The sequence below is a fragment of the Pleomorphomonas carboxyditropha genome, from assembly GCF_002770725.1.
Lineage (GTDB): Bacteria > Pseudomonadota > Alphaproteobacteria > Rhizobiales > Pleomorphomonadaceae > Pleomorphomonas > Pleomorphomonas carboxyditropha.
Window position 1 is genome coordinate 1 of sequence record NZ_NQVN01000035.1, and the last position, 13396, is coordinate 13396.

A 13396-nucleotide genomic window follows, 5' to 3' on the forward strand; every position below is an offset into this window, starting at 1 on the left:
TGAAGATGCCGATCTCGCGGCGCTCCAGGATGTAGGCGGTGCCGAAGTTCTTCATGCAGTCGATGCCCTTGTCGAGCGGCACCGCCTCGCTGACCGGCTTGCAGCCGAGCGTCACCATGCGGTCGACGTGGGAATAGACGGCGACCACCTGGTCGTCGACGTAGAGGTTGTCGATCAGGAACTCGGCGCGCGTCTCCTCGGTGGTGTAGCGCTTGAAGTCCTTCTGGTTGGCCGAATAGCGAATATCCATTGTTGCCTCCGATAATGACGGGTTGGGGAAATCAGGCGAGGATCTTGACCACGACCTTGCGCACCCTGGCAGGCGCGCCGGCGGCGCAGCCGGGCCGGTGGATGTCGGTGGGATGGAAGACGGCATAGGCGCCGGTGCCGAGCACCAGGTCGGTCTCGTCGGCCACCGCCGAAAAGAACTGCACGTCGCGGCTGTCGAGCAGGTCCTCGGCCACCGGATTGTCGCCGGCCAGCGGCGCGTAGCCGATCACCTCGCGGCCGCTCGCCACATACTGGATGTCGATATAGCGGGCGTGCGACTCGGGCCGCTTGTCGGCCTTCGGCGCCGTCTCGTAGTCCTGGATCAGCGCGAACAGGCGGTCGCCGTCGATGTCGATGCGGCCGGCCGGCAGGGCGGCGATATCGGTTCCGGCCAGGAACCCGAGGCCGCGCCGGATGTCCTCGGGCAGGTTGGCGGCATCGCGGTCGAGCGTGGCGATATGGCTGAGATACATCGGGCTTTCTCCTGGAAATGCGTGTGGGGCCGGCGTGCCGGCCCCCTGTTGTCGGCAAGATAGGCGAGCGGTTCCGCGACCCGCGAAAAGCGATCCTATCTTATCAATCCCGCCGCCTGGGGCAGGGCCAGCGACAGCGCGGGGATGAAGGTGACCACGAAAAGCATCGCGACCAGCACCACGAAGTAGAGCAGCAGCGGCCTGAACACGTCCTCGATTCTGAGTTTGGCGATGCGACAGCCGACAAACAGGATGGGCCCGACCGGCGGCGTGATGGTGCCGATGCACATGTTGAAGACCATGATCACGCCGAAATGCACGGGATCGAACCCGAGCGAGATGGCGATCGGCAGGAAGATCGGCGCGAAGATGAGAATCGCCGGGGTCGGATCCATGACGCAGCCCAGCAGCAGCATGATGATGTTCATCATCACCATGATGAGAACGGGATTGTCGGTGATGCCCAGCAGCGACGTGGCGATGATGTTGGGGATCTTGGCGTAGGCCATGATCCAGCCCATGACCGCCGAGATACCGATCATGAAGATGATCATGCCGGTGGTTTTGGCGGTATCGAGCAGGAAGCCCGGGATCATCTGGACCGTGATGGTCCGGTAGGCGAAGGACAGGATCAGGACATAGACGACCGCGATGCAGCTTGCTTCCGTCGGCGTGAAAATGCCGGAGATGATGCCGCCGACGATGAGCACGATCAGGAAAAGCGCCGGCATCGCCTCGATGGTGACCCGGAAGTTCTCCTTGAACTTGGCCAGGCCCTGCGCCCGGTGGCCGGCGCGGCGCGCATAGAGCAGCGCCGGGATGATGCAGGCCAGGCCCCACAGGATGCCCGGAATGTAGCCGGCGATGAACAGGGCCGCGACCGAGGTGCCGCCGCTCGCCAGCGAGTAGATGATGAAGGTATTGCTGGGAGGGATGAGCATGCCGGATGGCGCGGATGCGATATTGGCGGCGGCAGCCGCTGCCGGATCGTAGCCGTCGGCCTTCTGCTGCGGCCCGATGGCGCCGCCGATCGCTGCCGCCGCGGCCACTCCGGAGCCGCTGATCGAGCCGAACAGCATGTTGGCGACGATGTTGGTCTGCATCAGCGCGCCGGGAATGAATCCGATCAAGGCCTTGGCGAAGTTGATCAGCCGTCGCGCGATGCCGCCGTTGGTCATGATGATGCCGGCGAGGACGAAGAAGGGGATCGCCAGCAGCGAGAAGCTGTTGACGCCGGTGAAGATGCGCTGGGCCGCCGTGATCGCCATCCGGTCGAAAGTGAAGACGGTGGCCATGGCCAGGACGGAACCGATGCCCATGCTGATGCTGATCGGCACCCCGATGGCGAGAAGGATCGGGATGCTGATGAGCATGATCAGCCCGATGTCTGCGGCGTTCGGCATTGATCAGCCCCCCTGCTGCGGGCGCTCGCCCAAAATGGCACCGGCCAGCCGCCGGAAATCGGTGACGATGTTGTAGACGCAGTAGAAACTGGAGAAGACGCCGCAGATCGGCAGCGCCAGATAGATCTGCCCCGTGGACAGGTAGGGAATGGCGGCGTTGGTCTGGCGCATGGTGCGGCCGACGGCGTCCCATCCTCCCACCACCAGAATGGCGAAGCAGAAGATCAGGATCAGCACGCTGGTCAGTATCTGGAGCGAGAGATTCCATCTGGTCGGCAACGCGTCGCAGAGAATGCCGATGTTCATGTGCCCCTTTTCGCCGAACAGCAGCGCCGCCGAGAACAGCGTCAGCCAGACGAACATGATCTTGGCCAGCTCTTCCGACTGGGCGCCGGGACTGTTGAGGACATAGCGGGCGACCACCTGCCAGGTCACGACGACGGTGAGAAGTCCGCACAGCAGGATGCAGCAGAAGGCAAGGATCTGGTCGATCCTTCGCTTGATCGTTTCCATTGGTTCAACCCCCGTCCCGGGATCGGCGATCGCCCGGGATTACCGGCGTCCTTGTGGCGAAGCGAAGCAGGCGGTTCCCCGGTCGCCATCCGCTCGCGGCGGCAACGACGACCGGGGCAACTCGTAAGATCAGCGCAACGCCTCGATCTTCTGATAGATCGTCTTGGTCACGTCGTTGGTCAGCTTGCTGTCGACCAGCGGCTTGACGGCGGCCCGGAACGCCGCCATGTCGACATCCTCGCTGAACTTGCCGCCGGCCTTTTCGGCTTCGGCCCGGGCCTTGGCGGCGTCGGCCGCGAAGGCGTCGAATTCGAAGTCGAAGGCCTTGGCCAGCTCTTCCGTCAGGATCGTCTTGATGTCGTCCGGCAGGCCGTTGTAGAGGTCGACGTTCATCACGAGATAGTCGGGAATCATCAGGTGGCGCGTATAGGAGTAGTACGGGGCCACTTCGACCTGCTTGAGGGATGAATAGACGATCTCGTTGTTCTCGCCGCCGTCGAGAACGCCGGTCTGGATGGCGGTGTAGACTTCACCCTGTCCCATGGCGATGCCGACGCCGCCCATGTGCTTCATCATCTGGACGTTGGTGTCCGACTGCATGACGCGAATCTTCTCGCCGGCGAGATCGGCGGGCGTCTTGACGAAGCGGTCCTTGAGATAGACCGAACGCGCCCCGGCGGTGAAGGAGCCGAGAACGATCACGCTCTGGTCGGAAACCGACTTGTAGAGGTCGCCGACGATCTCGGGATTGTTGAGGACCTTCTTCTGTTCCTCGATGCTGTTGAAGAGATAGGGCAGGTTGAACACCGAGAAGTCGGGGTTCCAGCTTTCCAGCAGGCTGGCGGCCGCGACCGACATGGCGATCGTGCCGGTCTGGACCATCTCCACGGTTTCCTTCTGGGCACCGAGCAGCTCGTTCGGGAACACTTCGGCCGTGTATTCGCCGTTGGTGCGTGCCTTCAGACCCTCGGCGAACATCTGCAACGCCTTGAACTGAGGGTGCGTTTCGGTCTGATTGAAGGCGATCTCGAACACCACCGGGGCGGCCGAAGCCGCGCCGATCCCGGCGGGAATGACAGCGGACAGAGCAATGGCTCCGGCAACAACTGAAAGATAGGACGCGTATTTCATCTGTTTCCTCCGCTTTGTGAAGTCGTTTTTTCCAAGAACGCCTGTCTGCCCGCAGGCAGGCAGGACGCTGATTCAAGCGCCCTCATGGCCCTTGATTTCCCTGTGCCTTCCGTGAGGGTCACGGTCCGGTTCGTCGAAGCGGCTGCCTCCGAACGTCACCGGGTTGGCTGCTGGCGCAAGCGCCCTTCGAATCCATCGAGAGTGCGCATCTTCCGGATTCCCGGAGAAGTAGTCCGGGTTTATCTCCCGGATCTCGGCCAGGCTGGCCCCGAGCCAATCGAGGTGGTTGCCGATGACCGTCGCCGCCCTCTCCGGATTACCGGCGCCGATAGCGTCGACCAGCTCGGTGTGTTCGGCAAGCGCCCGCTCCATGCGATGCGCCTGCGGCAGGGTGAGCCGCCGGAACCGGTCGAGCTGCACCTTGATCTCTTCGACGAAGCGCCAGATGCCGGGGTACCCGGCGGCGCCCATGATGGCCCGATGCAGCGCCTCGTCCTCTTCGTGAAAGCCGTTGATGTCGTTCGACCTCAGCGCTTCGTTCTGCCGCTCCACGATGGCGCGCAGCTTGAGAATGTCGCTCTTCGCGGCGAGTTCCGCCGCCATGCGCGCCGTCATCTGCTCAATGGCTTTACGGGCCAGGATCGCCTCGGGCAGTTCGTCGGCGGGGATTCGCGAAACGATCGTCCCGGACTTGGCGACGATATCGATCAGCCCCTCCTCGGACAGGCGCAGCAGCGCCTCCCGGACCGGGGTGCGGCTGACCCGGTATGTCTGGGCGATATCCTTTTCATTGACCGGTTCGCCCGGCCGCCGGCGCATCGAAATGATCTCGTTGCGAAGATGGAAGTGGATGAGCTGCGCGGCGTTCATCACACGGCTCGGGCTGGCCGGCTGGCCAACTCTCCATACGGTTGTGAATAGCTCCTCCGACATCCCGCTCCGCTCCACCGTCTCTTACATATCTTGTATATAAGATATGCTTTCATTGCCATACGGTAGATCCCGAGCGCGACTTAAGTCGAATTTCTGAAGCCTCGGACCGAAAAGCGGACCCAAAATTCTTGCGCAAACAAAAGCCTGGAGCGGCGGCCGGACATGTCCGGGGCTATCGCTCCAAGGACATACGACGCCATCTCCATCGATGGTGCGACTGAAAATGCGCGCGACATCCTCACGTGGCGTCATGCGCCGCGCCCGTCGATCGATAGCTAGGGAGTCTCCTGCAGGCGTCAGGTGCGCGGCGGCGCCGTGGAGTCCCGCTCGACGATATTGACGCCGAGCGCCAGGCGGCGGGCGGTCGCCGTTCCCTCCCGGGCCTGGTCGATCAGCAGCCGGACGGCCGTGCGGGCCATATCGGAACGATCGATCTCCATCGTCGTCAGGGGAGGCGTCGCGTGCGCCGCCAGCGCCAGGCCGTCGAAACCAATGACCGAGACATCGCCGGGTACCGACAGGCCGAGCGAGGCGACCGCCTGCATGACGCCGAGCGCCGACATGTCATTGGCGCAGACGATCCCCGTCGGAACAGTCGATCGCCGGGACAGATTCGCGGCGACCATCTCCCAGCAGGACATGGTCAGCATGTCGGGCGCGCCAAGATCGAGGAAATGCCGCGCCGGATCGAAGGCGATGCCGGCCTCCTCGAGGGCGCCACGAAAGCCGAGCAGACGCTGACGCAACGACTCCCGGTGAATATGCGACACATGCAGGATGTCCCGGTGGCCGAGCTCAAGCAGATGCTGCGTCGCGCGCCAGCCGCCGAAATTGTAGTCCGGCGAAACCGACGACACCCGCATGTAGCGGTCCATGCCGTTGAGCAGGACCGCCGGCCGGCCGCTCGCGGCCACCATCTCGACCACGGCCGGATTGTCGACGCCAACGAGGATGATGCCGCGCTGATCGCCATCGTCCTGGATGGGATAGGCAGCCGGCGTGCCGGCGCTTGCGCCGGGGACGATCCCAAGGTCGATGTTGAGGCCTTCGGTCCTGGCCTGATCGAGCACGACGTCGAGGATGTCGCCGTAGAACACGTCGTTGGTGAAGTAGTGCTCGAGCGTCACCACGACGGCGGCATCGAGCCGCCCTATCCCCGGCCGTCGCCCCCGGCCACGGTAGCCGATTTCCTCGGCGGCGCGGACGACCAGAGCCCGATTGGCGGCGCTCACCCCTTTGCGGTTGTTCAGCACCTTCGAGATGGCTGGAATGGACAGACCCGTTGCCTCGGCAAGATCCTTGAGGGTCGGAGCCACTGCTGGCTTTTCGTTCATCTGATGAGCTTCCGCATCGAATCCCTGACTGGCCGTCAGCATAGGAAATCTCGACGGAAATTTCGCAAAATTTTCGTGCACGTCGGCGGCAGCTCTATTTTCTTCACCAGAAAAACCGATCGTGCCCGAGCGAACGCATCAGCGCCTCCATGAAATAGTAGTCGCCGTAGGGCAGCATGGCGTCGACACGGCCGGCGGGAACATGGGCCGCCCCATGGCCGAGGAATCCCTGGGCGCCCGGCGCGCCCGTCAGGTCGCATTCGGCCAGGAGGCCGGCGACGAGGCGATCGGCGAAGCTCCGCCAGCGGTTGGATTCGTCACTTTCCACCGCGCCGGACAGGATGTAGAGGCCGGATGCCATGATGGCGGCGGCGGAACTGTCGACATGCTGCGGCTCGCTCGCCGGCAGCCGATAGTCCCAGACCGGAACCCTCCGGTTGCCCGTCAATTCCTCCGCCTTGGCGGCCAGCCGCCGGGCAGTGTCGAGCATGTCCCTTTCGCCGGTCGTCACGTAGGTCTGGGCGAATCCATGGATCAGCCACGCCTGGCCGCGCGCCCAGCAGCTGTCATCGGCAAAGCCCTGGTGCGTCTCGCCGCGGAGCGGCGCGCCGCTTGCCGGATCGAACACATAGGTGTGGAAGGCCGTGTCGTCCTGGCGGACCAGATGGCGGGCCGTCGTGCGGGCATGGCCAAGCGCCACCGCGCGGAAATCGGCGATCCCGGTTTCACGCCAGGCCCAGATCAGCAAGGCCAGGTTCTGCATGGTGTCGGCGATCATCCGGCCGGCGACGAAGGCGGCGTGCGCCCTGTCGTCCGGCCCGCGCGGCGCCCACGCCTGAATGTAGCCGCCTTCCGGGCGGAACCGCTCCATCAGGAACGTGGCCGCTTCGAGCCCCATGCGTCGGGCCGTCCCGTCGCCGGTCATCAGCCACTCGGCCACCGAATGCAGCGAGAACTGGAAGCCGAGATCATGATCGCGGAAGCGCTGATTTTCCAGCACGCAACGGAAATCGGGCCGCCGCGCCCGTGCGGCGTCGGCGAACGCCGGGTCGCCCGTCAGCTGATGGGCCAGCCAAAGCTCGCCGCTATAAAATCCCATCACCCAGTCCGGACCGTCGCAGTAGATCCACCGGTTGCCGGCCGTGCCGATCTTGGGGTTGCGCAGGCCGATGACCGGCATCTGCTCGCGCAGGCGTACCACGCATCTTTCGAGAGCTGCCTGATGGTCATCGGCGACGATCGCCGTCGCCTCCTGGGTGAAATAGTGGTCGGCGAAGATGCTCATGCAGGTCCTCCATAGCGGGGTGCCGGAGTTTTCGTGTATTTTCGTTTTTTCGTCAATTACGAAATTTCCTTGATTTTCGTTTCGGGCGGATTTAGCTAAGGATCATTCCAGCCGCCCGCCGCCGCCAAGCGGCGCATGCCCGAGGAGGGACGCCGCGGAAGGATCGACTTCCGAAGGGGGCTGGCGGGTAATCGGTTCAACGCCGAAGGTGCGAGGCGCCTCCGGCAACACCTGGGAGGAAATGTTGATGTCCCTGACACTGAAGCTGATCGGCGCCGTCTGCGCGGTGACCCTCGTCGCCACGGCGGCCGAGGCGAAGACCTTCAAGATCGCCACCAATGTTTCGGAAGAAAGCACGGCCGGCGAGATGATCGCCGAGTTCGCCAAGACCGTTGCCGAAAAGACCGAAGGACGGGTGACCTTCAAGGTGTTCGCCAACAGCGTCCTCGGCGACCAGCTCGACTATTTCCAGCAGATCCAGAAGGGCGTGATCGACGCCGGTCTCGTCAATTCCGGCGTGCTGGAGAACGTCATCCCGGCCTATGGCGTGGTCAACCTGCCGTACATGTTCCGCACCTCGGAAGAATATCAGACGGTGATGACCAGCCCGGAGGTACGCGCGGCGCTGTTCGAGTCGTCCGCCCAGCACAATTTCGCCCCGCTCGGTTTCCTGAGCTCGGGCTTCCGCTCCATCTACACCGTCAAGCCGGTCCAGAGCGCCGCCGACCTCAAGGGCCTCAAGCTGCGCTCGATCAATTCGCCGACCTATCTCGAGATGCTCCAGCTGTTCGGCGCGGTGCCGACGCCGCTCGCCTTCGGCGAGCTTTATGCCGGCCTGCAGCAGGGCGTGGTCGACGGCGCCGAGGGCGGCCTTGCCGGGCTCTATTCGGCAAAGTTCGGCGAAGTGGCGAAATATGCGCTGCGTACCGAGCAGACCCGCCTCACCGACTTCCTGCTCACCAGCGACAAGTTCCAGAAGGGGCTGACGCCCGAGGACCTCAAGACCGTCAACGACGTCTTTGCCGACATTTCCCGCCGGTCGGTTGAGAAGGCCGATTCCGACGACGTGCGCGATCTCCAGAAGGCGATCGACCAGTTGGGCGTCACCGTGGTCGACATCGACAAGGCGCCGCTGATCGCCGCCGTCGAGCCCATGTACCAGGCCGCCAAGGCGGACCCTGCCAAGGCGCCGCTGATCGAGGCGATCTTCAAACTCGAAGGCCGGTCGCTCTGATTCACGCATCGGCGGGTGCCGCCGGCGCCCGCCAGGCTTCCTCGGCAACAACCTGTCCGCTCGCCGGTCTTCCGGCCATGGCCGGACATCAGGATGAGCGACGATGACCTTCGAACCTGACCACACGGTTCCCGCGCGCCCCGGCGTCGGCAATCTGTTCCGGAGCGGCTATCTGTCGCTGATCGTGCTGGTGCGGAACCTGATGGCGGTGATGCTGGCCTTCATGTCGGTGCTGGTCATCTACCAGGTGGTGTCGCGTTATTTCTTCAACGCGCCGAGCACGATTACCGACGAGCTGCTCCGCTACTCGCTGATCTGGATGGGCATTGTCGGATCGGCCTACTGCTTCATGCTCGGCCGCCATCTCAGCCTGCCGCTGCTGGTCGATGCGCTGCCACCGGCGGCGGCCCGGCAGGTGACGGTGTTCAACCACTGCGTCACGCTGCTGTTCGGCGCGCTGCTGACGTGGGGCGGCTACTGGTCGGTGATCGCCAACAGCCAGACCTTCACGCCCATGCTGCGGGTGTCGATCGGCACCCTGCAAAGCGTCATCTTCATCGCCGGTGTGTTGATCTGCCTGTCCCAGATCGTCGATCTCTGCCGCCTGATCGGCGAGGATCGGAGAAATGCCGTCTCCACCGTGAAATCGATCGTCGTCCTCGCGGCGATCGTGGCGGCGATCGCCTGGTTCCGCGGCACCTTGACCTACGAGGCCTGGGCGTCGGACCATATCGAAGTCTTCTCGGTCGTCGTGCTGTTCGGCACGCTGTTCGCCTTGCTGATCTGCGGCGCGCCCATCGCCATCGGCCTTGCCTTCGCCGGCATCCTGACGCTCAGCCTGCAGATCGATGTCGACTCGCTGTTCTCGACCATGGGCGAGAAGATCTTCAACGGTCTCGACAATTTCGGTTTCCTGGCGCTGCCCTTCTTCGTGCTCGCCGGCGCCATCATGAACGAGGCCGGCATCGCCCGCCGGCTGATCGACTTCGCCCGGCTGCTCGGCCGCCGTATTCCCGGCAATCTATGGCAGACGAACGTCGTCGCCAACATGCTGTTCGGCTCGATCTCCGGTTCCGGCATCGCCGCCGCCACCGCCATCGGCGGCGTGATGACGCCGGCCGCGCGCGAAGAGAAATACGACATGGCGATCACCACCGCCGTCAACGCCGCCTCGGCTCCGACGGGCATGCTGATCCCGCCGTCCGGCGCTCTCATCGTCTATTCGCTGTTGACGGGAGGTACCGCCTCGGTGGTGTCGCTGTTCGTCGCCGGCTACCTGCCGGGCATCATCATGGGCGTCGCGGTGATGGTGGTCGCCTATTTCTACGCCCGTCGCCGCAACTATCCGGTCGACCGCTCGCCCTACAGCTTCTCGGAGACCAGCCAGGTCTTCCTGCGCGCGCTGCCGAGCATGCTGCTTATCTTCATCGTGATCGGCGGCATCGTCGCGGGTGCCTTCACCGCGACCGAAGGCTCCGGCATCGCGGTGCTCTACAGCTTCGTGCTCGCCATCATCTATCGCGGCCTCACGCTCCGCAGCTTCGTCAACGTGCTGGTTGACACCGCCATCGCCACCGGCGTGATCATGTTCCTGATCGCCTGCTCCAACCTGATGAGCTGGTCGATGACCTTCGCCAGCATTCCCGATACCATCGGCGAGATTCTGACGACGCTGAGCGACAACAAGTACGTCATCCTGCTGCTGATCAACGTGGCGCTGCTCGTTGTCGGCACCTTCATGGACATGGCGCCGGCGCAGCTCATCTTCACGCCGATCTTCTATCCGATCGTCACCGCCCTCGGCGTCGACCCCGTGCATTTCGGCATCATCATGGTCTACAATCTTTCGATGGGCGTCGTGACGCCGCCGGTCGGCACCGTGCTGTTCGTCTCCTGCTCCCTGACCGGCGAGAAGATCACCGCGGTCACGCGGCCGCTCCTGCCGATATTCGCGGTCCAGATCGTCGGCCTGCTGCTGGTTACCTACGTTCCCGCCCTGTCGATGCTGCTGCCGCGCCTGCTCGGCCTGTGAGATCCATCATGCATCGCACCCACCTCCGGGGCTTCTCGGACAATCCGCTTGTGAGCCGGAGCGATTTCCAGCAGGCCGCCCGTTGCCTGATCGCCCCGCTCGTCCCGCATGTCCGCGCGCAGGGCGCCGCTCTCGACCTCGAAGAAGGCGCCGCCAATTTCGACATGCGCGCCTCCAGCCTCGAGGGCGTCGCGCGTCCGTTCTGGGGGCTGGCGCCGCTGCTCGCCGGCGGCGGCGCCTTCGCCGATTGGCCTATCTTCATCGAGGCTCTCAGGCAGGGCACCGATCCGGCCCATCCGCACTATTGGGGCGCCATCGGCGATCTCGACCAGCGCAGCGTCGAGGCGGCGGCGGTCGGTTTCCTGCTGGCGCTGGTTCCGGGACATAGCTGGGACCTCCTCGCCCAGCCGGAGCAGGACAGGCTGGCGACCTGGCTCGCCGGCATCCAGAGCAAGCGGATGTCGGACAACAACTGGCTCTACTTCCCCGTTCTGGCCCAGGCCGGCCTCAGGCGCGTCGGGCGGGGCGATCTCGTCGACGACGCCCTCGAACGGCGTTCCCTCGACCGTCTCGCCAGCTGGTATCTCGGCGACGGCTGGTATGGCGACGGCGGTTCCGGCGCCGTCGACCATTATGGCGCCTTCGCCATGCATTTCTATGGCCTGCTCCGCGCGGTGCTGAGCGGCGGCGACGAATTCTCCGCTCTGGCGCGCCGCCGCGCCGCGGCTTTTGCCGCGCCCTTCAGCCATTGGTTCGCCGAGAATGGCGAAGCGCTCGCCGTCGGCCGGTCGCTGGTCTACCGCTTCGCCACGTCGGCCTTCTGGGGGCTGCTGGCCGTCGCCGGGGAGGCGCCGTTGCCGCTCGGCGTCGTCAAGGGACTGTGGGCGCGGCAGATCCGCTGCTGGCGGGACAAGCCCGTCTTCACGCCGGACGGCATTCTCTCCCGGGGTTCGGGCTATCCCAACCTTCAGGTGTGCGAGACTTACAACTCCCCCACCTCGCCCTACTGGGCGATGAAAGCCTTCCTGCCCCTGATGCTGGCGGAGGATCATCCCTTCTGGCGGGTCGAGGAAGAACCTCTGCAAAAGCGGACGCCGATCCGCGCCATGCCGGCCAACCGGACGCTGGTCCAGCATGTGGATGGGCACTCGATCGTCCACTATGCGGCGCCGATCCACCGCTGGCTGCAGATCGACAAATACAACAAGTTCGCTTACTCGACCCTCTGCGGCTTCGACGTCGGCGCGTTGCAATACGCGGCGAACGGCGTCTTCGGGGACAACATTCTCGCCTTCAGCTTCGACGGCGGAGCCAACTGGCAGATGCGTCTCGCCAACGGCGAGGCCGAGATCACGGCCGACCGCCTGGGCGTCGACTGGACCACCGGCGCCCAGCGCGTCCTGACGGAGATCGAGCCTGTTGGCGAGGGCTTGTTCGTTCGCCGCCACCGCTTCCACCTCGACCGGCCGGCCGTCGTCGTCGAGACCGGTTTCGCGGTCAACGAATGGCACCGCGATGCGTCGCGGGTCGATGCGGGCGGCACGACGCCCGCCGTGGTGCTCACCGGCGAGAATGCCGTCTCGGGCATCCTGTCCCTCGATGGCCATCCCCGAAGCCTTTTCGACTGCGCGCGCATCAACAGCAACACCGCCTGTCCGCGGACCCGCGTTCCCGGCCTGAGGCTCGAGCTTGCCGCCGGCGAGCATACGATCACGCACGGCTTCTGGCTGGCCGAGCGGTCCGGCGACGACCGGCTCGCGGCCTTCCTCGACCTGAGGCGGTCGCAGGTGCGCTGAGGCCGGAGCGCTTGGCGCGGCGCGTCGAGACGTGGTGGCAGCAATATCAGAAGAGCTTCGGCATCGCCGCCAACGGAATGATGGCACCGGGATGCTGGATGACGGTTGCCGCCAGGCGGCTGCCGGTGGCGGCGGCTTCGGTCGGCGCCATTCCGCGCAGCCGCGCGGCGAGATAGCCGGCACCGAAGGAATCGCCGGCGGCGGTGGTATCCACCACCCTGGCCACCGGCTCGACGGCGACCTCGCCCCTCTCCTTGCCGGCAAGGCATAGCAGCACCGGCGCCGATCCGCGCTTGATGACGATCTCCGGGCAGGGATAGCCGCAGATCGTTTCGATCGCGTCCGCTTCTCCGATCCCGCCGAGAACCTCGATCTCATCGCCGAGCGTGACCAGGGCAATGTCGGCCAGCGCATAAGCTCGGCGGTAGACCTCCAGCGCCTCTTCGGCCGAGGCCCAGAGTTTCGGCCGATAGTTGTTGTCGAAGACGACACGGCCGCCGGCGGCCTTCACCGCGGCCATTGCCGCCAGCAGACGGTCGCGGCCGGCCGGCGGCAGGATGGCGAGGCTGATGCCGCTGACGTAGAACAGGTCGATATCGCCGATCTGCCGCTCGAGCGGCGTCGACGGTGCGTCAAAATAGCGGCGAACCGCCGCATCCCGGCGCCAATAGTGGAAGCTGCGCTCGCCGGTGTCGTCGACGCTGATGGCATAAAGCCCCGGCAATTCCCCCTGCCGCCGCAGCGCCAGGCCGTTGCCTATGCCTTCGTCGGTCCAGGCCGCCAGCATACCCTCCGAATAGGGATCGCCGTCGCCGATGGCAGTCGCGTAGTCGACGCCGTAGGCGCCATCGGCCAGGCGCGCCAGATAGATGCAGGTGTTCAGCGTGTCGCCGGCAAATGACTGCCGCATCAGGCCATGACCTGCGGTGCGCAGCTCGATCATGCATTCGCCGAAGGCGACGACTTTCTGCTTTTTCGGGGACATCTGGCTC

Annotated in this window: 11 protein-coding genes and 1 pseudogene; 3 read left to right on the plus strand and 9 right to left on the minus strand. The window is 64.8% G+C overall.

Features of this window, described 5'->3' with window-relative positions; translation table 11 throughout:
• The 8 genes and pseudogenes from CJ014_RS25490 to CJ014_RS25525 form a co-directional block, all read right to left on the minus strand.
• Positions 1–250, minus strand: a pseudogene (locus tag CJ014_RS25490) (hypothetical protein); the annotation flags it as partial.
• 31 nt (positions 251–281) lie between these two features.
• Positions 282–743, minus strand: coding sequence for a NanQ anomerase/TabA/YiaL family protein (locus CJ014_RS25495; protein ID WP_100083327.1), 462 nt, complete (start codon positions 741–743; stop codon positions 282–284).
• Between the two features lie 95 nt (positions 744–838).
• Positions 839–2146 (minus strand): TRAP transporter large permease, encoded by a 1308-nt coding sequence (locus CJ014_RS25500; protein WP_100083328.1) that lies wholly within the window; start codon positions 2144–2146, stop codon positions 839–841.
• Positions 2147–2149: 3 nt separating this feature from the next.
• Positions 2150–2659: a TRAP transporter small permease gene (locus CJ014_RS25505; protein WP_100083329.1), complete on the minus strand. Its 510-nt coding sequence runs from the start codon at positions 2657–2659 to the stop codon at positions 2150–2152.
• Positions 2660–2788: 129 nt separating this feature from the next.
• The gene (locus tag CJ014_RS25510; protein ID WP_100083330.1) at positions 2789–3790 is read right to left on the minus strand and encodes a TRAP transporter substrate-binding protein; all 1002 of its coding nucleotides are present in this window, start codon (positions 3788–3790) and stop codon (positions 2789–2791) included.
• A gap of 72 nt (positions 3791–3862) precedes the next feature.
• Positions 3863–4660 carry a GntR family transcriptional regulator gene (locus CJ014_RS25515; RefSeq protein ID WP_100083331.1) on the minus strand — a complete coding sequence of 266 codons (798 nt, stop codon included), beginning with the start codon at positions 4658–4660 and terminating at the stop codon, positions 3863–3865.
• Between the two features lie 359 nt (positions 4661–5019).
• On the minus strand, positions 5020–6057 hold the full coding sequence (locus CJ014_RS25520; protein WP_165790998.1) for a LacI family DNA-binding transcriptional regulator: 1038 nt from the start codon (positions 6055–6057) through the stop codon (positions 5020–5022).
• Positions 6058–6160: 103 nt separating this feature from the next.
• On the minus strand, positions 6161–7342 hold the full coding sequence (locus tag CJ014_RS25525; protein ID WP_100083333.1) for a YyaL domain-containing protein: 1182 nt from the start codon (positions 7340–7342) through the stop codon (positions 6161–6163).
• A gap of 247 nt (positions 7343–7589) precedes the next feature.
• Between CJ014_RS25525 and dctP the strand changes: the two genes are divergently transcribed.
• The 3 genes from dctP to CJ014_RS25540 all read left to right on the plus strand — a co-directional run bounded on the left by dctP (position 7590) and on the right by CJ014_RS25540 (position 12404).
• Positions 7590–8576, plus strand: a complete 987-nt coding sequence (gene dctP / locus CJ014_RS25530) for a TRAP transporter substrate-binding protein DctP (RefSeq protein ID WP_165790999.1) — start codon at positions 7590–7592, stop codon at positions 8574–8576.
• A 103-nt stretch (positions 8577–8679) separates the two neighbouring features.
• Positions 8680–10608 carry a TRAP transporter large permease gene (locus CJ014_RS25535; protein WP_100083335.1) on the plus strand — a complete coding sequence of 643 codons (1929 nt, stop codon included), beginning with the start codon at positions 8680–8682 and terminating at the stop codon, positions 10606–10608.
• A gap of 8 nt (positions 10609–10616) precedes the next feature.
• Positions 10617–12404, plus strand: coding sequence for a DUF2264 domain-containing protein (locus CJ014_RS25540; protein WP_100083336.1), 1788 nt, complete (start codon positions 10617–10619; stop codon positions 12402–12404).
• Positions 12405–12450: 46 nt separating this feature from the next.
• Here the strand turns inward: CJ014_RS25540 and CJ014_RS25545 are convergent, their stop codons facing one another.
• Positions 12451–13389 (minus strand): sugar kinase, encoded by a 939-nt coding sequence (locus CJ014_RS25545; protein ID WP_100083337.1) that lies wholly within the window; start codon positions 13387–13389, stop codon positions 12451–12453.
• Between the last annotated feature and the right edge of the window lie 7 nt (positions 13390–13396).